The organism is Acetivibrio ethanolgignens (assembly GCF_001461035.1).
Lineage (GTDB): Bacteria > Bacillota > Clostridia > Lachnospirales > Lachnospiraceae > Velocimicrobium > Velocimicrobium ethanolgignens.
On sequence record NZ_LNAM01000001.1, the window covers coordinates 137,848 to 163,531 of the forward strand.

25 protein-coding genes are annotated in these 25,684 nt (G+C 37.9%); 21 read left to right on the forward strand and 4 right to left on the reverse strand.

The window, feature by feature from the left end:
* Positions 1-54: 54 nt before the first annotated feature.
* From ASU35_RS00645 to ASU35_RS00670, 6 genes are read left to right on the forward strand one after another with little or no spacing between them, the layout of a single operon-like run.
* Positions 55-459: a zinc ribbon domain-containing protein gene (locus ASU35_RS00645; RefSeq protein ID WP_341415342.1), complete on the forward strand. Its 405-nt coding sequence runs from the start codon at positions 55-57 to the stop codon at positions 457-459.
* 15 nt (positions 460-474) lie between these two features.
* Positions 475-1,308 (forward strand): DUF5685 family protein, encoded by an 834-nt coding sequence (locus tag ASU35_RS00650; protein ID WP_058351192.1) that lies wholly within the window; start codon positions 475-477, stop codon positions 1,306-1,308.
* Positions 1,301-1,966 (forward strand): J domain-containing protein, encoded by a 666-nt coding sequence (locus tag ASU35_RS00655; RefSeq protein ID WP_058351193.1) that lies wholly within the window; start codon positions 1,301-1,303, stop codon positions 1,964-1,966. Before ASU35_RS00650 ends, ASU35_RS00655 begins: the two co-directional genes overlap by 8 nt.
* A 13-nt stretch (positions 1,967-1,979) precedes the next feature.
* Complete coding sequence (locus ASU35_RS20550; protein ID WP_083504070.1) at positions 1,980-3,524, forward strand: HAD-IA family hydrolase; 1,545 nt, start codon at positions 1,980-1,982, stop codon at positions 3,522-3,524.
* Between the two features lie 53 nt (positions 3,525-3,577).
* A complete protein-coding gene (locus ASU35_RS00665; RefSeq protein ID WP_058351194.1) occupies positions 3,578-4,864 on the forward strand; it encodes an aspartate aminotransferase type Ic in 1,287 nt (428 codons plus the stop codon).
* A gap of 25 nt (positions 4,865-4,889) precedes the next feature.
* The gene (locus ASU35_RS00670) at positions 4,890-6,239 is read left to right on the forward strand and encodes a sodium-dependent transporter (protein ID WP_058351195.1); all 1,350 of its coding nucleotides are present in this window, start codon (positions 4,890-4,892) and stop codon (positions 6,237-6,239) included.
* Here the strand turns inward: ASU35_RS00670 and ASU35_RS00675 are convergent.
* Genes ASU35_RS00675 through citC form a run of 3 tightly spaced genes read right to left on the reverse strand, consistent with a single transcriptional unit; the run spans position 6,231 to position 8,615 of the window.
* The gene (locus ASU35_RS00675) at positions 6,231-7,013 is read right to left on the reverse strand and encodes a hypothetical protein (protein ID WP_058351196.1); all 783 of its coding nucleotides are present in this window, start codon (positions 7,011-7,013) and stop codon (positions 6,231-6,233) included. The genes ASU35_RS00670 and ASU35_RS00675 overlap by 9 nt on opposite strands.
* A gap of 4 nt (positions 7,014-7,017) precedes the next feature.
* On the reverse strand, positions 7,018-7,536 hold the full coding sequence (citX, locus tag ASU35_RS00680; protein ID WP_058351197.1) for a citrate lyase holo-[acyl-carrier protein] synthase: 519 nt from the start codon (positions 7,534-7,536) through the stop codon (positions 7,018-7,020).
* An 11-nt stretch (positions 7,537-7,547) separates the two neighbouring features.
* On the reverse strand, positions 7,548-8,615 hold the full coding sequence (gene citC, locus ASU35_RS00685; RefSeq protein WP_058351198.1) for a [citrate (pro-3S)-lyase] ligase: 1,068 nt from the start codon (positions 8,613-8,615) through the stop codon (positions 7,548-7,550).
* Between the two features lie 149 nt (positions 8,616-8,764).
* On the opposite strand from citC, the gene hydF reads away from it, so the two are divergent.
* The 6 genes from hydF to aroE all read left to right on the forward strand — a co-directional run bounded on the left by hydF (position 8,765) and on the right by aroE (position 13,782).
* Positions 8,765-10,012, forward strand: coding sequence for a [FeFe] hydrogenase H-cluster maturation GTPase HydF (gene hydF, locus ASU35_RS00690; protein ID WP_058351199.1), 1,248 nt, complete (start codon positions 8,765-8,767; stop codon positions 10,010-10,012).
* Positions 10,005-10,511 carry a YqeG family HAD IIIA-type phosphatase gene (locus tag ASU35_RS00695; RefSeq protein ID WP_058351200.1) on the forward strand — a complete coding sequence of 169 codons (507 nt, stop codon included), beginning with the start codon at positions 10,005-10,007 and terminating at the stop codon, positions 10,509-10,511. Before hydF ends, ASU35_RS00695 begins: the two co-directional genes overlap by 8 nt.
* Entirely contained in the window at positions 10,501-11,076 is a 576-nt protein-coding gene (locus tag ASU35_RS00700) for a shikimate kinase (protein ID WP_242861168.1), read from the forward strand. Before ASU35_RS00695 ends, ASU35_RS00700 begins: the two co-directional genes overlap by 11 nt.
* Positions 11,051-12,121, forward strand: a complete 1,071-nt coding sequence (locus ASU35_RS00705; protein ID WP_058351201.1) for a M24 family metallopeptidase — start codon at positions 11,051-11,053, stop codon at positions 12,119-12,121. Before ASU35_RS00700 ends, ASU35_RS00705 begins: the two co-directional genes overlap by 26 nt.
* A 100-nt stretch (positions 12,122-12,221) precedes the next feature.
* On the forward strand, positions 12,222-12,779 hold the full coding sequence (efp, locus tag ASU35_RS00710; RefSeq protein WP_058351202.1) for an elongation factor P: 558 nt from the start codon (positions 12,222-12,224) through the stop codon (positions 12,777-12,779).
* A gap of 127 nt (positions 12,780-12,906) precedes the next feature.
* Entirely contained in the window at positions 12,907-13,782 is an 876-nt protein-coding gene (gene aroE, locus ASU35_RS00715; protein ID WP_172794571.1) for a shikimate dehydrogenase, read from the forward strand.
* A 31-nt stretch (positions 13,783-13,813) separates the two neighbouring features.
* Here the strand turns inward: aroE and ASU35_RS00720 are convergent, their stop codons facing one another.
* On the reverse strand, positions 13,814-14,284 hold the full coding sequence (locus ASU35_RS00720; RefSeq protein ID WP_058351203.1) for a PBECR4 domain-containing protein: 471 nt from the start codon (positions 14,282-14,284) through the stop codon (positions 13,814-13,816).
* Between the two features lie 96 nt (positions 14,285-14,380).
* Between ASU35_RS00720 and ASU35_RS00725 the strand changes: the two genes are divergently transcribed.
* From ASU35_RS00725 to ASU35_RS00760, 9 genes are all read left to right on the forward strand, one after another.
* Positions 14,381-15,541, forward strand: coding sequence for an IS630 family transposase (locus tag ASU35_RS00725; RefSeq protein ID WP_058351204.1), 1,161 nt, complete (start codon positions 14,381-14,383; stop codon positions 15,539-15,541).
* A 605-nt stretch (positions 15,542-16,146) separates the two neighbouring features.
* Positions 16,147-17,457, forward strand: a complete 1,311-nt coding sequence (locus ASU35_RS00730; RefSeq protein ID WP_058351205.1) for an IS4 family transposase — start codon at positions 16,147-16,149, stop codon at positions 17,455-17,457.
* A gap of 370 nt (positions 17,458-17,827) precedes the next feature.
* Positions 17,828-17,953: a hypothetical protein gene (locus tag ASU35_RS20415; RefSeq protein WP_278278025.1), complete on the forward strand. Its 126-nt coding sequence runs from the start codon at positions 17,828-17,830 to the stop codon at positions 17,951-17,953.
* Positions 17,954-18,061: 108 nt separating this feature from the next.
* A complete protein-coding gene (locus ASU35_RS00735; protein WP_172794572.1) occupies positions 18,062-19,132 on the forward strand; it encodes a radical SAM/SPASM domain-containing protein in 1,071 nt (356 codons plus the stop codon).
* 38 nt (positions 19,133-19,170) lie between these two features.
* On the forward strand, positions 19,171-19,431 hold the full coding sequence (locus ASU35_RS00740) for a hypothetical protein (RefSeq protein ID WP_058351207.1): 261 nt from the start codon (positions 19,171-19,173) through the stop codon (positions 19,429-19,431).
* A gap of 44 nt (positions 19,432-19,475) precedes the next feature.
* Entirely contained in the window at positions 19,476-21,239 is a 1,764-nt protein-coding gene (locus tag ASU35_RS00745; protein ID WP_058351208.1) for a B12-binding domain-containing radical SAM protein, read from the forward strand.
* Positions 21,240-21,406: 167 nt separating this feature from the next.
* Positions 21,407-21,931 carry a GNAT family N-acetyltransferase gene (locus ASU35_RS00750; RefSeq protein ID WP_058351209.1) on the forward strand — a complete coding sequence of 175 codons (525 nt, stop codon included), beginning with the start codon at positions 21,407-21,409 and terminating at the stop codon, positions 21,929-21,931.
* Positions 21,932-21,947: 16 nt separating this feature from the next.
* Positions 21,948-23,744 carry an ATP-binding cassette domain-containing protein gene (locus ASU35_RS00755; RefSeq protein WP_058351210.1) on the forward strand — a complete coding sequence of 599 codons (1,797 nt, stop codon included), beginning with the start codon at positions 21,948-21,950 and terminating at the stop codon, positions 23,742-23,744.
* A complete protein-coding gene (locus tag ASU35_RS00760) occupies positions 23,731-25,503 on the forward strand; it encodes an ABC transporter ATP-binding protein (protein WP_058351211.1) in 1,773 nt (590 codons plus the stop codon). Before ASU35_RS00755 ends, ASU35_RS00760 begins: the two co-directional genes overlap by 14 nt.
* The last annotated feature ends 181 nt before the right edge of the window (positions 25,504-25,684 follow it).

A 25,684-nucleotide genomic window follows, 5' to 3' on the forward strand; every position in this document is an offset into this window, starting at 1 on the left:
CATTGACTTTGTGAAACAGTAAGGGTATCTTATTCTGTAAGAATACAGATTGAGGTGATTGCTTTGAAACAGAGATTTATAAGGTTTATGCAGGGAAGGTATGGAGTAGATGAATATTCCAGATTTTTAGTAAGTGCCGGCTTAGTTGCGGCAATTCTCAGCATATTTGTGAGAAATGCTCTGCTGTCTGCACTTTGCTGGTTTATTTTGTTTTATGCCTATTTTCGGATATTTTCCAGAAGTATTAATAAGCGATATCGTGAAAATTTAAAGTATCTGGAGCTTAAGGGACGAATAAGACGTTTTCTTCAAAAAGGAAAAAATACTGCTAAGCAGCATAAGGAGTATCATATCTACACCTGTCCTTCCTGCAAGCAGAAAATCCGAATTCCACGGGGCAAGGGAAAGATAGAGGTAAGATGTCCAAAATGTTCTCATGTTTTTGTAAAACGCAGTTGATAAAGGAAGTATTATATGTTTGGATATATTATCATTAATAAAGGAGAATTAAGATTCAGGGAATTTGATGTCTATCATTCCTATTATTGTGGACTATGCCGAGAGCTTAAAAAGGTCTGCGGATTAAAAGGACAGATTACCCTGACCTATGATATGACCTTTCTAATGCTTTTATTAAGCAGCCTGTATGAGCTTGAAACAGAGCGGAACATGGAAAAATGTGTTGTACATCCATTAGAAAGGCATGAGGCCAGGAGAAATGAATGTACCGCCTATGTCGCAGATATGAATCTTTTAATGGCTTATTATCAGTGCAGGGATGACTGGCAGGATGATAGAAAATTAAAAAAATATGCCTTGTATAAGCTGCTTTCCAACTATTGTGAAGGTTTGCGGGAAAAATATCCGGAAAAGCTTGTAAGGATAGAAGTGCAAATGGAGGAGCTTTCACAGGGAGAAGTGGTGAACTGCCAGGATATTGACAGGATGGCTGGTTATTTTGGAAGTATCCTGGGAGAAATTTTTGCATGGAAAAAGGATGAATGGGAGGTGCATCTTAAGAAGATAGGCTTTTATCTTGGAAAATTCATTTATCTATGCGATGCTTACGAGGATATTGAGGACGATAAGAAAAACGGCAATTTTAATCCCCTGCTGGATTTACAAAAAAAGGGAAGCTTTGAAGAAGATTGCCAGCAAATTCTGACTATGATGATGGCAGAGTGCTGTCGGGAATTTGAAAAACTGCCTATTATTGAGAATGTCGAGATTTTGAGAAACATCTTGTATTCGGGAGTATGGAGCCGTTATAATATGATAAGGAAAAAGCGGGAGGAAAACCATGAGTGATCCATATCAGATACTGGGCATTAGACGGGATGCTACAGAGGAAGAAATAAAGAAAGCATATCGAAACTTGAGTCGTAAATATCATCCGGATGCCAACGTAAATAATCCGAATAAGGAGGCTGCGGAAAATAAGTTTAAGGAAGTGCAGCAGGCCTACGAGCAGATTATGAATGAGCGTGCAGGAGGCGGAAGCTATGGAAGCCAGGGAACCTACGGAGGCTTTGGAGGCAGAGGGTATAGCAGTACCCAGGGAGGTCAAAGCGGTGAAGAGGATGTAAGGCTTCAGGCAGCAGCTAATTATATTAACAATGGATATTATAAAGAAGCATTAAACGTGCTAAAAGATATTGCAAATCGAAGTGCAAGGTGGTATTATTTCAGTGGGTATGCGAACTGGGGCCTGGGAAATAATGTGACAGCCTTAGAGCATGCAAGGCAGGCTCTTTCCATGGAACCGGGCAACTGGCAGTATCAGGAGCTGGTAAATCGCATGGAGGGCGGAGGCAGCTGGTATGAATACAGGAGAGCACCTTACCAGACAGAAACCATGGATGGAAATGGCTTCTGCTGGAAATTGTGTCTTGCAAATCTGCTTTGCAATATGTGCTGTGGCGGTGGTGGCTTTTGCTGTGGTGGTGTACCCGTAGGACGATTCTAAAAGGAGATAAGGGATGATACGGGCAGTTATTTTTGATATGGACGGCGTATTGATTAATACAGAGAAATATCTAAGTATTTTTTGGAGACAGGCGGCTGCGGAGTTTGGATTTTCTATGAGCTTTGAGGAAAGTCTAAGACTTCGCAGCTTGACTGTCCCTTTTGCGGTTAAAGAAACAAAAAGGATGTTTGGCGAGGCTTTCGATTATATGGCTGTACGGACACGTAGGAAGGAACTGATGGCACAGTGGCTTTCGATGCATGGGGTGGAAAAAAAGCCGGGAGTGGCTGAAGTCTTTGATGATATTAAAAGCCGGGGAATCAGGCTGGCTGTCGCTACAGCAACGGACGAGGTGCGTGCTGCTTCCTATTTAAAAGAAATTGGTGTATATGATAAGGTTGATTACCTGATTTCTGCGGCCATGGTAAGGATCGGAAAGCCGATGCCGGATATTTACCTGTATGCCTGTGAATGTCTGGGTGAGAAGCCAGAGAACTGTCTGGCGGTAGAGGATTCGCCGAATGGAATAAAAGCTGCCTATGCGGCAGGAATTAAGCCGGTTATGGTGCCGGATTTGTCTGAGCCGGAGGAAGAACTAAAGCCTTTGCTGTATAGGAAGCTGGAGGGGCTTTCTGAACTTCCCGGGCTGTTAGATGAGGAAATGCTGGAGTGTTGCACTCTTTGTCCGCGAGAGTGCAAGGTAGATAGAACTCATGGGAAAAAAGGGGCCTGTGGTGTGGCAGGAGAAGTTCTGGCGGCAAGGGCTGCTCTTCATATGTGGGAAGAGCCCTGTATTTCCGGTGAGGAGGGCTCTGGAACTGTATTTTTCTCCGGCTGTCCGTTGCATTGTATTTATTGTCAGAATCATGATATTTCCGATGGGAAGGCAGGAAAAGAAATTACGATAGAGCGGCTTTCCGAGATTTTTCTGGAGCTTCAGGAAAAGGGAGCGAACAATATTAATCTGGTAACTCCAACTCACTATATACTGCAGATACGCCGTGCCCTTATAAAGGCAAAGAAAAAGGGACTTTCTATACCTGTAGTATATAACTGTGGTGGCTATGAAAAGCCAGAAAGTCTGCAGCTGTTAGCTGGGCTGGTGGATATTTATCTGCCGGATTTTAAGTATATGAGTACAGAGCTTTCCTGCCAGTATTCTAAAGCAGCCGATTATTCCCACTTTGCGAAGCTTTCTTTAGAGGAGATGTTCAGGCAGGTGGGAGAACCAGTTTTTGATGAAAAAGGAAGAATGAAGAGGGGAATTATTGTGCGGCATTTAGTATTGCCGGGGCAGATGAAGGATTCAAAGAGGGTAATTTCCTACCTCTATAAGACCTATAAAGATAAAATCCTTATCAGCATCATGAACCAGTATACACCAACCGGGAGTGAAAAAACGTATCCAGAGCTTAACCAGAGACTTTTGGAAAAGGAATATGATGAGGTTGTGGATTATGCTATTTTCCTGGGGATTGAGAATGGATTTATCCAGGAGGGCAGTACAGCTTTGGAAAGCTTTATTCCTGCATTTGACAACGAAGGTATTGACAAATAAAAGGACTTAACCTAAAATGATAAAAATGTAGAAAATGAATTAAGGAGGCCGTTATGACATCACTTAGCAAAATGAACAGGGAAGAACTGCTTGCACTTAAGAGTGAACTAGAGGCAAAGTATGAGGACGTTAAAGGTAAAGGGCTGAAGCTTGACATGTCAAGAGGAAAGCCAGCAGAGGCACAGCTGAATCTTTCTATGGGGATGATGGATGTATTGAACAGCCATAGCAACCTGAAGGGAGAAGAAGGGGTTGACTGTAGAAACTATGGTATTCTGGATGGCATCGTTGAAGCAAAGCAGCTTTTAGGAGATATGATTGAGGTGCCAGCAGAGAATATTATTATATATGGTAATTCCAGCCTGAATGTGATGTACGATACGGTTTCGCGTTCCATGACCCACGGAGTTATGGGAAGTACGCCATGGGCCAAGCTTGATAAGGTAAAGTTCTTATGTCCGGTACCGGGCTATGACCGCCATTTTACAATTACCGAGTATTTTGGCATTGAGATGATTAATGTGCCTATGACACCAGAGGGACCGGATATGGATATGGTAGAAAGACTGGTCAGTGAGGATGGGGCAATTAAAGGTATCTGGTGCGTACCAAAATATTCCAATCCACAGGGTATCACCTACTCAGATGATACGGTACGCCGTTTTGCAAGACTTAAGCCGGCAGCAGAGGATTTCCGTATTTATTGGGATAATGCTTATGGTGTTCATCATTTGTATGAGGACGACCAGGATTATTTGATAGAGATTCTGGAGGAATGCAGGAAGGCCGGCAACCCGGACATGGTTTATAAATTCTGCTCCACCTCCAAGATTAGCTTCCCGGGGTCAGGAGTGGCTGCGATTGCAGCATCAGAGGCAAATCTGGTGGATATTAGAAAGCAGTTGACTATCCAGACGATTGGTCACGATAAGCTGAATCAGCTTCGTCATGTGAGGTTTTATAAGGATTTGGCAGGTATGGAAGCTCATATGAAAAAGCATGCTGATATTTTGAGACCGAAGTTTGAGGCTGTTTTAGAGGTTCTTGACAGAGAGCTTGGCGGGGCAGATATTGGTACCTGGATTAAACCAAAGGGCGGCTATTTTATTTCCTTTGAGGCGATGGATGGCTGTGCGAAGGCTATCGTAGCAAAATGTAAGGAGGCTGGTGTTACTATGACCGATGCCGGTGCGACCTATCCATATGGAAAGGACCCGCACGACAGCAATATCCGTATTGCACCATCCTTCCCGACACCAGAGGAGCTCGCGATGGCAGCGGATTTATTTGTACTTTGTGTAAAGCTGGTGAGTATTGATAAATTATTAGAAAATAAATAAAAAGAGAGGATAACGATAGGATTTTATGGAACGAGAAAAGTTTTCAACAAGACTTGGTTTTTTGTTGATTTCAGCAGGGTGTGCGATTGGACTTGGAAATGTATGGAGATTTCCTTACATTACAGGAAAATACGGTGGCGGTGCTTTTGTACTGATTTATCTGTTTTTCCTGGTAATTCTGGGGCTTCCGGTTATGGTAATGGAGTTTTCTGTAGGAAGAGGCAGCCAGCAAAGTGTGGCTACTTCTTTTAATGTATTGGAGCCGAAGGGATCAAAATGGCATCTTCACAGGTATACAGCGATGGCAGGAAATTATATTCTGATGATGTGCTATACAACGATTGCCGGATGGATGCTTGCTTATATTTTTAAAATGGCAAGGGGAGAATTTGCAGGAAAGGAAACCGCCGGTGTTGGTCAGGTATTTGCGGATATGCAGGCAAATACCTGGGAGAATCTTATATGGATGCTGATAACGATAGGGATAGGATTATTTGTGTGCTCTATGGGATTGGAAAAGGGTGTAGAGAAGATTACCAAGGCTATGATGCTAAGTCTTATGGTGCTGATGCTGGTATTGGTGGTACGTTCTCTGACTCTGCCGGGAGCAGAGGAGGGACTTGACTTTTATCTGGTTCCTGATATAGAAAACATGAAAGAGGCTGGCATCCGTGAAACAATCATGGCAGCTATGGGGCAGTCCTTTTTTACATTGAGCACTGGTATCGGTTCTCTGGCAATTTTCGGAAGCTATATTGGCAAGGAGCGTTCTTTGACCGGAGAGGCCCTAACTGTTATGCTTTTAGACACCTTTGTAGCTGTCGTAGCCGGCTTGATTATTTTTCCGGCCTGCTTTGCTTTTGGGGTTAATCCGGGCGAGGGACCAGGGCTAGTGTTTGTTACTCTGCCGAATATTTTCAATGAGATGGCAGGTGGCCGCCTGTGGGGAAGTCTGTTCTTTTTGTTTATGTCTTTTGCAGCACTTTCCACAGTAATTGCAGTATTTCAGAATATCCTGTCCTTCGGTATGGATTTGTGGGGCTGGAGCTTAAAAAAGGCAGTAGCTGTTAATGCCATTGCACTGCCGCTTTTATCTCTGCCTTGTGTTCTTGGCCTTACGGTGTGGAGCGATATTAAGATTTTGGGACGTTCCATCATGGATTTTGAGGATTTTACCGTGAGCAGCATTCTGCTTCCGCTAGGCTCTTTACTCTACCTGCTATTCTGTGTGACCCGGTATGGCTGGGGCTGGGATAACTTTATTAAGGAAGCTAATGCAGGAGATGGCTTAAAGGTTCCAAAGTGGAGTCGGTTTTATTTAACCTGGATATTGCCAGTTCTGATTCTGGTAATTTTTATAAGCGGATTATTTTAAATAGTTTTTAACTTCTTCGTCCAGAGTGACGTCATAGACCAGCATAAAGCAGTCTCTGGCTGTCTCATAATTTTTGTTTTCCAGTTCCAGCTGGCCCGTCCGGAGGGTAATACCAATCGTATCCGGATTGGGCCCGGCTGGAATTTTATTTTCCTTAAGAACTGCCTGAATTTCCTGGATGGAAAGCTCTGGTGTAGGACGTTTTAGTGCTTCCTCAAGGTACTTAAGATCACGGTCGGCACTTTCAGAAGGAGAAAAGATATTGCTGTACAGATAAAGGGGTACGGCGATATCCGGCTGATAGCCTTCCAGATAGTAAAAGCCCAGGTTCCGGTAAAAATGGGCCAGTGTGGCACGACTGCAGCAGTAGTTCCAGGACTCCAGCGTAACCTTTCTGGTATTTTTTAAATCCTTTATCTTTTTATAAAGCTCACTGAGCTGGAACAGAGAATCTAAATCTACCGGGTTCCAGTCCAGGGCAGCTTTATAGGCAGCGATGGCCTTTTTATACTTTTGAAGACGTAGCAGGATATACCCGTAAAAACGGTAAAAGGCTCCGATGTTAAAGGGAGCATAAGCTATTTCCTGGCTTCCGGCATTTTTAAAGAAACGGAAATAATAGACCTCCAGAATGTGATTAAAGGAAAAAAGCTGACCCTTTTCCTTGGAAAATTCAGCTTCAATTTTTTGCAGAACAGCTTTCATGGAAAGCTCAGCATTCTTAAAATCTCCCTTTTTTACATAATGTTTGGCCTGTTCGTAATCAAATTCCATAGTGTTAATCTCCTTTGCTACCGGCTTGTGAAGCCAGCATTTCTTCAATTTTTCCTTGCATTTCGGCAATAGTGTGGCGGCGAGAGCGGGCACATTCCTGGGCCTGGCAGCCACAGATAAGACAGGTACGGCAGGTGCTCCGAGAAAGCTTTTCGCCGTCTATACCTATGATATCCATGTCAAAGAGACGACCTAAGGGATGTGTCTCTTCAATCTGTGTGGTAATTTCCTTAATTTTTTCAGCAGAACCTTCTACTGCCCATAAAAGCTCATCACCTGTAATCTCATGAAGCTCCGCTTGTGAAAGAATAGAGAGACCATGACTTTTTAACTGGGCTAAAAGAGTCTGTTTTCCAGCTTCAAAGGCTTTTTGAATGTCCGGTGTAGTCTTTATCGGACCGGGAATATTCATACAGAAGGAAATAACCGGACAGCCGTCCTTTTGTATAAATTCATTCTGTAAGCTGGCACGCCGTTCCCGACAGGCCAGCATATCGGTTAAAGTAACTTCGATTCCTTTCATAGAGAGGCCTCCTAATAATGAATTACATTAGCCTCTGCCTGAATCCGGCGGATGACGGGTTTTGCTTCCTCGCTTTTTAGGTAGGAAAGTGTAGTCTGTGGTACTAAAGACTCAAGCAGAGCAAAATTTTCTTCCTTGATAGCCTGTCGCACATGGGAAGCACTGATAACAGGAGCATCAGCAGAGGAGCCTGTGGTTTTCCGTGGAACAATGACACAGTCAATATCGTTTTCTGGCAGCTTTTTTGTCATAATCTGATTGTAGATACCGGTAACGAGGCTTAAAGGCTCCTCACCGACATAACGGCGGCCGATATGTAAGGCTTGGGCAATTTGAGTGAAAATTGCTAAATCCAGCATGGCATGGCTTTCAATTACAGCAGATTCATCCTTCTGGAAATAGCTTGGAAAGGTAGCACTGCTTATGATGTAAGGACCACTGTCGTGATAGCAGATGTTATGCAAATGAGAGGTTCCTTCCATAGCCAGCTTTTTTCGTACTGCAAAAGGGAAAAGGCTTTTGTCCTCACTGACGATAAACAGATGCAGCAGGTCATTTTCTGAGGCAGCCCTTTCTACCAGATACTGATGCCCCAGGGTGAAGGGATTGGCATTCATGACCAGGGCGGCTGTTCTTTTCTGGGAAGAAGCTTCGCTATTGTCAGAAGCAAGTTGCCTTAAGTAGCTGGAAAAGCCATCCCGTCGATTTTCCATAAATACAATCTGGTTTTCAATGCGGACGATTTCATAAAAGCCCAAATCACCAAAAAACTTAGCAGAATTACATTTGGTATAGAGAAATAGCTGGGAATTGCCTCTGGAAAACTGAACTTCAACTAAATGACTGACAATCTGATTCATCAGCCCCTCCCCCTGATGAGAACTGGAAACTGCCATGCAGCGAAGGGTATTTCCAAAGCAGCTGCCGGTAGCGATAACATTCATATTTTCATCCAGCATACCGCAGGTGTAGTCAAGGTTGTTGTCACGGCGGATACCCTCTGCAAGCAGAAGGGCATTGACCTGCTCATTGCCTCCTTTGTCGTTGGGGTAAATTTGTGTAATATTGTAATCAGACAAGAGATATAATAGCCTCCTTTTTTATCGTTAGAATTATTGTAGCATAACAGGTGGAAAAAGCAAAGAACAGGAAATAAAAGTTCTGGAAAAATAAAAGTATTTATAGTAGAATGGAATACAGATTTAAAATACAGAATGGAAGTGGAAAAATGGGACTAAATGACACACCAAAAGGAGAAAGACTGCATATTGCTTTCTTTGGAAAACGAAATGCTGGTAAATCAAGTCTTGTTAATGCACTGACAGGGCAGGAGCTTTCTATTGTTTCTGACATAAAGGGGACAACAACAGACCCGGTATATAAGGCGATGGAGCTTTTGCCGCTGGGACCGGTTATGATGGTGGATACTCCCGGACTGGATGATGAAGGCGAGCTTGGGAAAGAGCGGGTCAAGAGAGCAAAATCAGTTCTTAATAAAACAGACATTGCACTGGTTGTCGTGGATAGCAAAGAATTTCTGGAAAAGGATGATTTATCCTTTGAAAAAGAGATTCTCTCTCTGATTGAGGAAAAGAAGCTTCCGGGTATTTTTGTATGGAACAAGGTAGATGAGGTAAGTGAAAGGGAACTGGAAGGAAGATTTTTGGAGCTTCCGACGGCAGTTTCTGAAGGAAGCTTAGTTAGTGCAAAGGATGGAACTGGTATCCACGAATTAAAAGAGCGTCTTGGTCGTCTTAAGCCGGAGCTGGAGGAAAAACAGCCACTGGTGGCAGATTTACTGTCTCCAATGGATCTGGTGGTGCTGGTGGTGCCGATTGATGAGTCTGCTCCGAAGGGAAGACTGATTCTTCCTCAGCAGCAGGTGATAAGAGATGCTCTGGAGGCTTCTGCAATTACGGTTGTGACAAAGGAGACGGAGCTTAAGGAAACTCTTTCCAGTCTTGGAAAGAAGCCAAGGCTTGTGATTACTGACAGCCAGGCCTTTTCTGTGGTAGACAGGGATACGCCGGAGGATATTTTACTGACCTCCTTTTCCATCCTATTTGCCCGGTATAAGGGGGAGCTTAGGTCATTGATTCGCGGTGCTAAGGCAATCGAGAGCTTAAAGGATGGCGATGTGATTTTAATGGCAGAGGGCTGTACTCACCATAGACAGTGCAATGATATCGGAACCGTGAAGATACCGAACTGGCTTAAAAAATATACGGGCAAGGAGCTTCGTTTCGAGACCAGCAGTGGGACAGGCTTTCCGGAAAAGCTGGATAAATATGCCCTGATTATCCATTGTGGTGGCTGCATGCTTCATGAAAGGGAAATGAAATACCGTATCCGTGAGGCTGAGGACCTTGGTGTACCGATGGTAAATTATGGTGTGGCGATTGCCTATATGAAGGGCATTCTAAAACGGAGCTTAGAGCCCTTTAAAGAAGAACTAGAGGAGTTTTTATATGTTTAACAGCTTTTTTCCAGATAGAAGATGTGAATCCACTTATCGGATTGATTTTGCCGAATTGTATAAAAAGGGCTTCCGAGGTGTTATTTTCGATATTGATAATACGCTGGTGGAGCATGGAAAGGATGCAGATGAGCGTGCAAAGCAGCTATTTCAGGAGCTGCGGGCCCTTGGCTTTAAAAGCTGTCTGCTATCCAATAATAACGAAGAGCGAGTTCTGAGGTTCAATAAGGATATTCAGACCCATGCTATTTTTAAAGCAGCGAAGCCGGGAGGAAAGAATTACCGGCGGGCAATGGAACTTATGGGCACAGATGTAAATGATACGGTATTTGTCGGTGATCAGTTGTTTACTGATGTGTGGGGAGCGAAAAGACTGGGAATTTACAATATTTTAGTGTCTCCTATTGACAAAAAAGAGGAAATCCAGATTGTTTTAAAGAGGTATCTGGAAAAAATTGTACTCCATTTTTATGAGAAGGAGGCAGGGCATGAAGGATAATATTATCTTGATTGGGTTTATGGGCTGCGGTAAGACAAGTATAGGAACAAGGCTTTCTCAAAGGCTTTCCTATTCCTTTTTAGATACGGATGAGCAGATTAAAGCTAAGGAAGGCAGGAGTATCAATCCGATTTTCTCAGAAAAGGGAGAAGCTTATTTTCGGGAAATAGAAACCCGAACGGTGAGAGAACTTTTGGAAACAACGGAAAAAACAGTAATTTCTACCGGCGGAGGACTTCCACTAAAAGAAATAAACGGAAAACTCTTGCAGCAGCTGGGATTTGTGGTATACTTAGATGTGACAAAGGAAACGGTTATGGAAAGGCTTGCAAGGGATACAACCCGTCCCCTTTTAAATGGTCCCGATAAGGAAAAAAGGGTAGAGGAGCTTCTATCCTTCCGGCAGCCAATCTATGAGTATACGGCTCATATAACAGTGAATACCAATCAAAGGGATTTTGATGATATTATAGATGACATCATAAGGAATTATGAGATTATGATGGCACGAGAAAAAGAGAAAAAGGAGAATAAAAATCATGAAATTACGAGCAAGGATGAATGAGATTTTAGACAAGCTGTCTTTGGATGGAGTTCTTATCACAGATGGCTATAATATGCGGTATGTCAGCGGCTTTGCCGGTGCGACAGGCTATCTTTATGTGACAAGAGAGAGAAATGCGATTCTGACGGACTTCCGGTATACGATTCAGGCAGAGCTGGAGGCTCCTGACTGGGAGATTATTGAGGTAGGAAGTGGAAGAGATTATGCAGCTTTAATTAATGAGCTTTTAAAGGCTGATCGGATTGAAAAGCTTGGATTTGAGGGTGAAAGTACTCTGTACACTGATTATGCAAAGCTTTCAGAAGTGCTTGAGGTAAAGGAGTTAGTAAGTGTTGGTGATGAGATTACCAACCTTCGTCAGGTAAAGACACCGGAGGAGTTAGAGTTCTCTAAAAAGGCAGAAGCAATTGGAGATATTGCATTTTCCAAGATTCTGGATATCATTAAGCCGGGTATTACAGAGCTTGAAATCGCAGCTCATCTGGAATTCCTTATGAAAACCAATGGAGCTGATAACTTAAGCTTTGATACGATTGTGGCCTCTGGTGTGAATTCCTCTATGTGCCATGCTGTTCCAACGAATAAAAAGGTAGAAAATGGCGACTTTCTAACGATGGACTTTGGATGTAAATATAATGGCTACTGCTCCGATATGACGAGAACCATCGTAGTAGGAAAGGCTTCTGATGAGCAGAAGAAGATTTATCAGACGGTTTTAGATGCCCAGCTAAAGGCCCTTGATTTTATTAAGGCTGGACAGAAGGGTAAGGATGTAGATAAGGTGGCTAGAGATTACATCTATACTGCTGGTTACGAAGGCTGCTTTGGACACGGATTAGGTCACAGTACAGGTCTGTTTATCCATGAAAACCCTAGATATTCCATGACAGAGGAGAATACGGTAGAGGAAAATGTAGTTATGACTGTGGAACCGGGTATCTACATTAAGGACTTTGGCGGTGTTCGTATTGAGGATATGATTTGTGTAACAAAGGATGGACATGTTAATTATACCTCTTCTGAAAAGAAGCTGATTGAATTATAAAAAAATAGTTGAAAAATGTAGTCTAATACGATAAAATAATATCATTAGTGTGGATTTTTAGGTCCTCACAGCCTATTTATTTTAAGGAGGAATATCAGATATGGTATCAGCAGGCGATTTTAGAAACGGCCTTACGATTGAATTAGATAACAGTGTTTATCAGGTAGTAGAATTCCAGCATGTAAAGCCTGGAAAGGGAGCTGCTTTTGTTCGTACTAAGTTAAGAGACATTAAGAACGGTGGTGTAGTTGAAAAGACCTTCCGTCCTACAGAGAAGTGTCCACAGGCTCATATTGAAAAGAAGGACATGCAGTATCTGTATAATGACGGTGAGTTATATCACTTCATGGATGTAGAGACCTTTGATCAGTTTGCATTAAACGAAGAGGCAATTGGCGATTCTCTCAAATTTGTTAAGGAGAATGATATGGTTAAGATGCTTTCCCATAATGGTGAAGTATTCGCTATCGAGCCACCTCTGTTTGTTGAGCTTGAGATTACTGATACAGAGCCAGGCTTCAAGGGTGATACAGCAACTGGTGCTACCAAGCCAGCCGTTGTTGAGACAGGTGCTACTGTTTATGTACCTTTATTTGTTGAGCAGGGGGATAAAATCAGTATCGACACCAGAACCGGTGAGTATTTAAAGAGAGTATAATGGCATATGCCTGATGGGAAAGGCTCAAAGTAGGGGCTGCTGCATGATTTGCAGCAGCCTTTTTCTAATTCGATAGGAAAGATCATCCTATCGAATAAAAAACTAAATTGTAGAAGGGAAGAGAATAATGATGCCAGAAATCACAGGACATACACAGCTTATCTGTTTGTTGGGAAGCCCGGTAGCCCACAGTGCTTCCCCACTGATGCACAATGCGTCTTTTGAAGCATTAGGCCTTCCTTATCGTTATCTCTGCTTTGATGTAACAGAGGATAAGATGAGGGAGGCAGTGGACGCTCTGCGGCTGTTTCATGCCAGAGGCTTTAACTGTACTATGCCGGTAAAGACGGTTATGGCAGAGCTTGCAGATGAGCTTTCACCGGCAGCACGGCTGATGGGGGCTGTCAATACCGTAGTTATTGAGAATGGCAGACTAATTGGCCACAATACCGATGGCATTGGCTATATGCAGTCAGTGAAGGAGGCTGGTTTCTCTATCCTGGGGAAAAAGATGACCCTTTTAGGTGCCGGTGGTGCTGCTACTGCTATCTGTGTACAGGCGGCTTTAGATGGACTGGCTGAAATAGAGGTATTCAGCCGCCCGGGGGAGCGTTTCCGGAAGATGGAGGAGCTTTCTAAGAAGCTGGAAAAGGAAAGTGGCTGCCAGATTCTTGTAAAAGAGCTTTCGGATAAAAAAGAACTGGAGAAAAGTCTGGCTGATAGTGCTATCCTTACCAACGCTACCAGTGTAGGTATGGCTCCAAATGAAGAGGCCTGCCCGCTTCCGGAGGATATAGTTCTTCCTTCCTGCTTAATTGTATCGGATATTATTTATAATCCACGCCAGACTAGACTTTTAAAGCTGGCAGAACATCATGGCTGCCCATACTTTAATGGTATGTATATGCTTCTTTTTCAGGGAGCTGCCGCCTTTGAACTCTGGACCGGACAGAAGATGCCGCTGGAAGAGATAAAGAGGAGATATTTTTCTTTGGAAGGGTAATAATATATAGTATTGTATAAACTGTTAGCAATTACTTTTCAGTATAATTTTCCAAACTGATAAGAGCAGATAAATCATCGGGAAATGTTAGATGGTTTAATTTAATACCTTTTGCAACATAACGAACATTTTTGTAAATTGGTGCTGTTTTGGTGGCTGGTTTTGAAAAAATAGCCAAAATCTGATAAGTAACATCAGCTAAATTTCGGATGTCTTCTAACAGGCATGAGCTTGGAACATAGTTTAAAGTGCTGCTAACACATTTTTGATAAAATTGTGTAAGGTTTTGTAAAAGATTACCCTGATTATCAATAAACTCAATACCGGTCAGATGCTGAAAGTTACGAGCTAAAAAGATGCTTTCAAAATATTCTATTTGGTTTGTATTTCTGTTCTTATATATAAAAATATAATTGTGCCCATCAAGGGTTTTGCTATAATCTTTAGCAGCAGTAGTAATGACGCGGATTGCATTTTTAAGTTTTTGCTGTTTATTACCCATTCTTTCATCCTCTCTAGTAGAATGCAAAATAATTAAATAGACCAAAAGCTGTTTTTGTGATATACTGTTCTCATAAGAACATGGAGGGCAGTTATCATGGCAAAAGCAAAACCAATTATCCTTTCAGATGAAGAACGATCACGTTTGGAGTCAATCACTAAAGCAAGAACGTTACAGGCACAAATCGTAACCAGGGCAAGAATTCTTTTGCTCAAAGCTGATGGTGAATCTGTGGATTCTATCGCTGATAAAGTTGATTTGAACCGCAACAGTGTTCTCCTTTGTCTCAAAAAGTTTGCCCAAGGTGGTATAGAAAATGCTATCTACGGTGATCCGGGGCGCGGCAGAAATGCGGAAATTACTGACGATGAAAAAGCCTGGATTATCAATGTTGCCTGCCAGAAACCTGTTGAGTTTGGATACTCATCTGAAACCTGGACTTATGCCAGACTTACTGAACATATCAATAAAACAGCTGAAAGCGCCGGCTTTATAAGGCTATCAACTATCACAAAAACCAGTATAAAAAACATTTTGGATGCTGCTGAAATCAAACCATTTCGTATCCGGTATTACTGTGAAAAACGAGATCCAGACTTTGATGCAAAGATGCACGAAGTTTTGCTCGTTTACAAACAGATTGAAATGCTGTTTGATGAAAATGGTGAGTTATTTGTTCCTGCCGGAGAGCAGGATATCCACACATATTCCTATGATGAAAAACCGGGTATTCAGGCAATTGCAACTACAGGAAAGGATCTCAAGCCAACCCTGAAAAACGGTACAATAAAGCGTGATTATGAGTACAAGCGTCTCGGGACAGTGTCGCTGTTAGCAGCAATTGATTTGTTAACAGGTGAAGCAATACCGCTTGTACGGGATAAACACACTTCAGATGACTTTATTGATTTTTTAAAGATTCTTCACGGAAAGTATCCGGAAGGAGATGTCATAAGAATCATATTGGATAACCACAGTGTCCATACAAGCAAAAAGGTCAAAGCATTTCTTGCTGCCATGCCCGGCAGATTTGTTTTTGTGTTTACACCGAAACACGGTTCATGGTTGAATATGATTGAAGGTTTATTTGGCAAAATGACGAGACAAATGCTTAGAGGCATCAGGGTATCATCAAAGCAGGAACTTATTGATCGTATTTACAGATACTTTGACGAGATAAATGAGTCCCCAATTGTGTATCATTGGAAGTATAAAATGGATGACTTCGGTCAAGAAACAATTAGTCTAGATAATTAATTTACGGTGTACTAGTAGAACGTTCACTAATTGACTAGACCTATACTTTATTTGCAATATATGTAAACACAATGATTCGCACTTGATAATTGGTATAGGCAATAACTTTACGGTCTACTAGTATAAATGCTGGATTCCAAGTATTAAAAAAGAGAGTTACAATACCGCAGCATTATCAACTCTCTTTTTATGGCTAATTTTTCTGTTGTCCGCCAACGGCTGGCACATTCGTCCAGTAAGTCTTCAGGTTTTTCTGTTGCCTGCCAACAACTGGCACATCCGTCCAGTAAGTCTTTCGGATTATGGTGTTAGCCCACCTAAAACAGCACGCTGTTTCTTCTACTATTATTATACGAATGAGTTGAAATTATGTCAAGATTAATTCAACTTTTTTCAGTAGTCTATGTAATAAACGTTACTGTTCACACCCAATGTCATTTACTTAAGAGAATTCCTGACAAAATAGTGAATTCTCTTTTTTTTACCAGTAACTCAAATTTCACTTGACAATACGTTAAATTTGTGCGGCTTTTTTCTGATTAATAAATCAGAAAAAAGCCAATTAGTTAAGAGATATTTCTATTCACTTAACTAAGGAGGCAAAAATGACGTATTCAACTTTTGTAAAACAAACACTCATGGATTCAATCCATGAACTTTCTCAGACACCTGAAAATTATGCAGTTCATCCTGACACCGATTTTACACGAAACAGAAAAATTGGATTTAAGGATTTTCTTCTTCTTTTATTAACCATGGAAGATGATTGTTTGAGAGAAGAACTTTATCGTTTCTTCGGTCGTACTCAAGATGCACCAACCAAGGCTGCCTTTTATCATCAGCGTGCCAAACTCAAAGATGATGCATTATGGCGTTTGCTACAAATTTTTAATCAGAATTTCAAACCCACTTTATACAAGAATAAATATCGCCTTGTTGCATGTGATGGATCTGTTGCCGATATCTTCCGCGATGAGAATGATAAAGACACTTATTTTGAACCAAACAACAAATCTCCAAGAGGTTTTAATCAAATTCATGTCAATGCACTTTATTCCATTTTAGATAAACAGTTCTTGGATATTCTTGTTCAACCGGCAAGGAAACGCAATGAATATCGCGCCTTTTGCGACATGGTTGATCGTGTCAAGAATGACTATCCTACGATATACATTGCTGATCGCGGTTATGCTTCTTACAATGATTTTGCTCATGTTTTAGAAAAGCAACAATACTTCTTAATTCGATGTACAGACGCTAAAACTTCTAAACTTCTCGGTTTTCCTCTGGATGGCGTCAAAGAACTTGATTACCATGTTAATCGAATACTTTGTCGGACAAAGGCAAAAAAGAAATTTAAACACCCAGAACGTCTGGATGATTATCGTTATGTTTGTAAAGAAGTTCCAATGGATTTTTTGTCCGACACCTACCCTGAATATTCATTATCATTACGAATCGTTCGGATTGAAATCGCACCAGGTGTTTATGAAAATTTGATTACAAATCTTCCAGACATTGAGTTTGATATGGATGAGTTGAAGGATCTTTATCATCTACGATGGTCACAGGAAACGGCGTATCGTGATTTAAAATATCCTCTATGCTTAAACTCATTTCATAGCAAAAAATATACATATATTGTTCAAGAAGTCTTTGCCAGAGCTATCATGTATAATTTTTGCGCTGAAATATCAAAACTGGCTGAAGTACTTGATCAATCCCGGAAACTGAACTATCAGATTAATTTTTCAGAAGCAATAAAAATATGCCGGGATTACTTACGTAATCGAACAAATGATAATGTCCTAAATGTAGAAGGCCTGATTGCCGATAATATCGAACCAATCAGGCCTAACAGAACCTTCCGCCGTCAAGCCAGGTTCAAACTACCAATGAGTTTCTGTTACCGTTAAAAGTAACTACTCACATATAATGTAAACCTTTTGGTGTAAAATTGGAAGCAAAAAAGTGAATTTTTGCTTACCTTTATTAAAGTTACCCTAAAATAGGATGTTTTGTTTTCCATTTATAAAATAAATACGCAAAATAGACATATTGAATTATTTTGAAAGCCTAAGTCTCCATAGAAAACAAAACTAATCTTAAGTATATCGGGATTCATGATATTTATTGAAAGTTTTTGCTATTTACACCTTAAGTAAATGACATTGCGTGTGAACAGTAACTGTGGATAAAACTGCGGAAACTCAAGAGACATACGAACATTGACTTGATTTGAAAATTATAATATAATTAAAATGTCACGAGAAGAAGGAGGTTATTATGGCATTTGATTTGGACAATATTCTTGAAAAATATATGGAAACAAAGGAAGAAAAAGATTTAGTAACCAAACAGATTTCTGAGATTGATTGCTCTTCTAACGCAATGTGTTGGAAAAAGGAATAAGCAAATTTTTGACTTTTAGTTGATAGTGAGGATTCTCGTGACTGATCAGCCAGTGATAGTATTATGTTACTGGCTGACCACCTAAAAAATGAAAGGAATTATGATGTTATGAGAGAATTATTTAGTGCACCATTATATGTAGATGTATCAATTACAGATTGTTGTAATTTATCGTGTGTTTATTGTTATGCAGATGCAAATGCAAAGAGACACAGCCATATGGATGTAAGGTTGTTTGAAAAAATTGTTAGGGAATTAGAGGAAGCAGGCGTGCATTACTTGAGAATTGCAGGTGGAGAACCATTCATGCATCCTCAAGTGAATGAGATTATGGAAATATGTAGAAAAACAAAAATGATAAAATCTGTAAGCACAAATGCTACTTTTATAAATGCACAAACGGTTAATATAATAAAAAATAATTCTATTGACTGGGTTGTTGTGAGTTTGGACGGAGCTACCGAAGAGATAAATAACATTACTAGAGGTGGATATAGTGAAGTTATTGATGGAATTAAAATATTGATAGAAAATGGTATTACTACAAAAATAGCGTGTGTTGTATCCTCAATTAATTGTCATCATATTGAAGAAATTGTTGAGATGGCAGAACAGATGGGGGTATATAGTGTTGGGTTTATTCTCCAATCAGATGTAGGAAGAGCTCATGATAATATAGGTTCAATAAACTTATCAAGAGATGATTTGGAGAATTTTATAAAAAATGTCACTATATTAAAATCCAAAAAGTATAACGTAAAAATTGGTGTTGTTTTTCCGTATGAGAGTAAAATGCCATGGGAATTAAGTGAGCTATTATCAGAGGAGCAAGTAGATACTTATTGGCCGGAATACAGCTTTAAGTCTAAAGAAAATAGTGTAAGTTGTATGGCGGGAATAATGACTTGTGCTATATCTTCCACGGGAATGTTATTCGGATGTGAGCAAATGCTAGGTTTTCCAGAACTATCTTCGGGTAGCTTAAAAGAAGAATCATTCAAAAATCTATGGGAGAAAATGGAAAATATTAATATATTAAGAAATTTGAATATTAATATGCTTCCAAAAAAATGCCAAGTGTGCAAAAACTATTGCGGTGGAGGATGTAGAGCAATTGCATATGAAAATACAGGGGATTTGTTAGGAAACGATACGCGATGTGATTTACTATATGAATAGAAAGGATAAATACGTTAAGAATAATAAGACGTATTAGATTGGGTATGAACAAATTTTTTAGATATTTATATAAAGAAAGTTGGGTTACCGTAAGGAAAGAAGGAACCAGTTATATTATTGTTGACCCTATAGATTTGAGAGTTATTAAAATAAATAAAATACAGGCTGCAATATTATACAAGATGGCTGTTAAAGAAATATCAATCGAGGAAATAAAAAATGTGTTTAGAAAACATGGGATTGCAGGGAATGCTGTAGATGAATTTATTGAGAATGTAAAGAAAAATAATCTTTTATAGTGGAGAATAAAGAAGTCGACAGTTATTTGTATGAGGGGAAAAGTATGAAGATAAAACAGATAGGGTTTGTTAATACTCCAATATATGATAATGATGAAGGGATGTATCCTCCTTTAGGTCTGTTATCTATAGCATCTTATATTAAAAATGTTAAACAGTTATCTGTAAATATATATGATGTAGCAATAGTTATATCTATAGGAAAGATAGAACCTGTAGATATATATAATGATTTGACAAATAGTATATGTAAAAATGGAGAACAGGTTGTAGGAATTACTTGTCAAAATTATTCATTGGCTGCGGCTCTATGTATTGCAAAGGCTATTAAGAAAAGAAATCCAAACATATGGGTTTTTCTTGGCGGAGTTGGTACACATGGGATATCTGAGCAGTTACTACAGATCTTTGATTATATAGATTTTATTGTATATGGTGAGGGCGAGTGCGTTGTCGGAGAGTTAATTGATGCTATTGAAAATAGTATGTTTGAAGATATAAAGGGAGTATATTATAGAACAATAGATGGGGATATTAGATATAATGGAAATCAAAACTTAATTGCTGATTTAAATGAATTACCAATGCCAGACTTTTCGTTATTGGATGCTTTGCCAGATTATTTTTCGTTGATTGGGGGAAATAGAAGAGCATTGAATGTTGAACTAGCAAGAGGATGTAGTGGAGGTTGTGCTTTTTGTGGTTCTTTCTCTTTTTGGTCTGGTAGACATAGATATTTTGATATATCAAAAGTATTTGATCAAATCACACAGTTGATAGAGGATTATCAAATAAGTCATGTATATTTATCTGATGATAATTTTATGACCAATAAGATTATGGTCAAAAATGTATGTAATGAATTTATTAGTAGAGAACTAAAGGTGACTTGGGATTCAAGAGGGAGAGTTGACGACATGAATCCTGACCTATTAGAATTGATGCATAAGGCTGGATGTACCGAGATATTAATCGGGATAGAATCTGCAGATGATCAAGTCCTTAAGAAAATGAATAAAAAAATAGTTTCGGCTCAGCAAATACAGGCGGTTGAAAATGTAATGAATGCTGGGATTTTACCAATCTTATCGTTAATTTTAGGGTATGAAGATGAAACAGAGGATGGGATTAATAAGACATTTTCTCTCTTATTAGAGTTATATAGAAAAGAAAAACCTATGGTCTCATACTTTCATATTCTGTCTATTGTGCCAGGGACACATTTATATAACCGAGAGGTAAAACATTTGATGGATGAAAATATTGACGATATTCTTGAGAATTTGAGGTATGCAAAAAAAAGCATTCCAAGTGAGGAAAAAGAGTTGATTAAGCAATTCCCAGAAATTTTTTGTACATTTTATCATCTGCCAACTAATATTGACTATAAGGTTTTGAAATGTATTTCGGATTTCTCAACAGAAATTTTCAAAGTTTTTTGTTTTACATTATCCTTAATTGAGAAGACTGGTGGAAACATTGTGAGATTGTTTTCTGAACTTGCATATTCTGGAGTTAAAGAGGTTGATAAAAGCGTGGAACAATTTGCAAATGTTATTTATCAAAATTATCATGATAATATGTGGGTTAGAAATATGCTTTTACATGAGATGATAATAAATAGACTTGCAAAGAGTAAAGAAGGAACACATATTAAAATGAAATATGATGTGGACATCTTAGCATTAAAAGAGGCATGTAAATCACCTAATATAGGAAACGAGATAAATCGAAAAGTTATATATAACTATCAGAAGCAGGAGGAAAAGATTACATTATATGAGAAGATAAAATTGACAGATAGATGATATTTACTTTTACGGTAGTTTTTCATTCTCGTTGGGGGATATGTATAGACACACAGATAGTAATAAAATTAAAAAGAAACGACTTTTTCGAATATTGTGTTGAATAACATAACAGAAGATTAAGGAAATTAGTAGATTTGTATTATAGAAGAAAGGAACAAAGATAATTGAGATTAGAAACGCAAAACTTAGTAATAAGGAATATAGAATGTAAAGATAAGAAACGTTATTTTGAATTGTATAACAGTGTATTTGTACAACGATATAATTGCTTTACGGAGAAGACAGTAGATGAGATTGAAAAATACATTTCTAGTCATATAGAAGACGATAATGTTTTGGCTGTTGTCTCAAAGGATAGTGAAGAATTTATTGGAATGATATATTTAGACGAAGATTCACTCAGGTATATGGTAGATTCAATTGAAATTTCTTTTTGGATAGATGAGAAATATTCAAATAAGGGGTATATGACGGAAGGAGTCGGGTGTTTAATAGATTATTTAGTAGATAATAATATATGTAAAATTATTTCAGCCCGTGCTTTTGTAGAGAATTGTTTTTCAAGAAAATTATTAAAAAAATTAAATTTTGAAGAAGAGGGGATACTAAAAAGAGCAATAAGAAATCCTCAAAATAAAATTTTTGATGATGTTTTATATGCCTTTTTTCCCAAAGAAATCATAAGGTGATAAGGGATAAGCAAAAATGAATGGAAAAGATATTAGGAAAATGATGGAACAATTAAAAGTAGTGAAAAGAATTTTGTGTTTAGATAGTCAAAGTATAGTGCTATCGTTGTTTTTTGCAGTGGGATTAGCCATAAGTAATGTTATGCCGATTGTTTTGATAAGTAAAGTGACTTTCTATGTTTCATCAAATATTACTAGCAATTTGTTGGTTTGTTTAATAACTTGTATAGTTTGTTTCTTCCTTTTTTTGGTTTCAAAAATAATTATAGACATATGTAGAGTAGAATATGATAATTGTATATCGAGAATTAGAATGGCTCTTCAAGAGAAGTTTAACGCTAAGATGTTACAGATGGATTTTGAAGATTTAGATGATGAAAGGTTTTGGCAAAAAAATAAAAACGTTATACATATTCTTGATTCAAGTAGTAAAGGAATTGGAGGTGTATTAATTAGCGTATTTAATCTCGTAGGATGCTTTGTATCAATGATGGTTTTGTTTATTATGCTACTGAGTATTAGTTGGTGTGGGGCTGGATTAATTGTAGTAACATTAATTAGCATGTTTTTTGCATATGGTGAAGCTACGCTTGAACGAAAGAAAAGTGATGAGAAGAGTGCAATAGCAAGAAAAGTGGACTATATATTTGAAACAACTAATAATTCGAAATATGCCAAAGATTTAAGATTAACAGAGATAGGTCCTCTCTTAAATAAAAAAATGAAAATGTATTTAGCACAGTTAAAGAGCATAGATAAAGAGGTAATTCTTTATAAGTTTAGAAAACGGTACATTTTTCAAAGTGTTGCTTTTTTCATTTTCGGTTTGGTCTGTATAATGGAAATAAACGGAAGAGATTTTGGGAGTGCTGTCCATATTTCGAATATAATTAGCGGTTTCTTTTTGATTTTTGGAATATGGACATTATTGTCAGAGGGAAATGCTCATCTCATTAAATTGGGGACTGAGTTATATGGTGTTCCAACTTTTTTTGATTTAATTTCTGCAGAAAAAAATACGGTTTTGAACAAAAAAATGGAGCAAAAAAGAGAAAATGAGGTAGAATGGGAATTATTGGATGTATCATACTGTTATCGGAATAGCAAGAAGAATTCATTGTCAAATGTATCATTTACAATTGAAAAAGGGAGTAAAGTTGCGATTATAGGGTTAAATGGAGCAGGAAAGTCAACGCTTTTAAAATGTATGGCAGGGATATATCATTCTTACTTAGGGGATATTTTATATAATGGAGAGAATATAAGAAACCAAAATATAAAAGATAAAATAGGAGTGCTTTTACAAAATATAGATATATATCCATTTTCAATAAGTGAAAATGTTGCCTTGTCAGATCAAGTGGTGGATTACAATAAAGTAGATTGTGCCATTAATAAAGTTAATCTCGGAGAAAAAATACATAAAGATGATATTTTGAAAGGAAGAAACATAACTAAATTGTTTTCGGAAGAAGGAATTGAGTTGTCTGGAGGAGAGAAAAGGAAATTATTGTTGTCACGTATTATTTATAAAAACCCCCAAACTGTAATTTTGGATGAACCAACGGCCAATCTAGATATATTGTCTGTTGAAAAGATGGTACAGTTGATTTTTGATTTGTTTGAAAAAAGTACGATTATTATGATTACGCATGATATGAAAAACCTTAATAAATTTGATAAAGTTATTGTGCTGGATAAAGGAAGGGTTGTAGAGGTTGGTACTTATTCTGAATTATATCGTGCAAAGGGTCTGTTGTATGCGTTAGAAAAAGTTGAAGAAAGTGGAAATTGCAGTTATGAAAAACCTTAATAAATGTAATTTATATAATGGAATTAGGAAATATAGATGTTTGTGGTCTGTGATTGAACGAAAATCAAGGTTTATTTTTGGAGGACAGATAATTGTAAATATATTTCTGACAGCATATTCTATTGTGTTGCCGGCTTTTGTAGTCATTTCATTTGAAAGATGTGAAAATAAACAGAAAATATGGATGATATACATTATACTTATTTTGCTGGCAAGAATAGCATTAGAGTATATAAATTCTTTTCTGGGACAATTATCTCAAAATGAATGTAAATATGTTAATTGGAAATTGGAAATGAAATTATCAAAGAAATTTGTTGATGTGGATTATTTAAAGACGGAAGACCCAGATTTTTTAGATTTAAAAACAGGAGCTAGTTTTTCAATTATAAATTATAATACGATTGAAAATTTAATAAAAGGACTAATTTTATTGATTTCTCAAAGTATAGTGCTAATTTGGAGTGGATTTTTTTTGCTTACAAGTTATCCGATATTATTGCTATTTGTTATAGGAAGTTTTTTGTTGCAAATAATCATTAATTCAAAAATGAATGGAAAGTTATGTATATATTTTGAAAAGTTGTTCCCTATTAATAGAAGATTTAATTGGATAAATTCTACAAAGTATGATTTAGAAAGGCAAAAGGATGTTCGTCTGAATGGTATGGAAGGCGTGTTAGAAAGAAAGATGAAAGCCTACAATCAGGAAACATATTCGTTGTTTCACAAAATGAATGCTACCACATTATCGTATAATTGTTTGGTTGATATTGAGAGTACAATACTTTTATTTTGTGCATTTAGTTACTTGATTTTTAATGTTGCTTTCAATAATATGCATATCGGGTTATGTATGACATTGATTAATTTGTTGCTAAATATAACATCTACTTTATCAGGAATAGGAGATAGTATTACCAGCAATTTACAAATGATAAATTATATGAATCCAATAATTCAGATTCTTAATTGTGAGGATATATATAAATCTAGAGATAATAGTGTAAAAATTGAAACTATAGATTCTATAAAGTTTTCTAATGTTTCTTTTTCGTATCCAAATAGTGAGAAATTAATTTTGGATAATGTTTCTTTTGAAATAAAAAAAGGACAAAAAGTAGGAATTATTGGGATGAATGGTGCTGGAAAGACAACCATTATAAAATTGATATGTGGCTTGATTTTACCTACTAGTGGAGAAATATATATAAATAATATGAACATTGATTGCATAGATAGAGCATCATATTTTAAATTAATAGCCGCTATTTTTCAAGATTTCTATTTATATGATTTTTCAATATCAGAAAATATTATATGTGCAAATGATATTAACGTAGATAGAATAAGAAAGGTTGTGGAGTTTGCTGATTTAGAAGAGTTTATTATGTCATTAGACTATGGTATGAATACAATGATAGGAGCCCGCACAAATGAACAAGGAATTAATTTGTCAGGTGGAGAGCAACAAAAAATAGTATTAGCTCGGGGGCTCTATAAAGATGGTCAGCTATACGCTTTAGATGAACCAAATTCAAATCTAGATCCAATTGCAGAGGATAAAATTTATCAAAGATACGAAAGAATTGGTGATGAAAAAATGGTTGTTTTTGTATCACACAAGATAAGCTCTACGAAATTCTGTGATGATATTATAATAATAGAAAATGGAAAACTTTTAGAAAGAGGAAAACCAGAAGAATTGTTAGCAAATAAAAACACAAGATATTATAAACTGTCACAAATGGAGATTTAAGGCGTTATGGTTATAATATCTTGAGTTTATGGAATTTAATGATATAAAATATGAAGGGATTGAGAGGTTAGAAGAACCTATTATGTGAATGGAAAAAACATACTATGTTATAATACAGAGTGTTATTTAGTGTCTGCTGATTAAGCAGACATTTGCAACTTCCAACTCTTACATCTGCTCC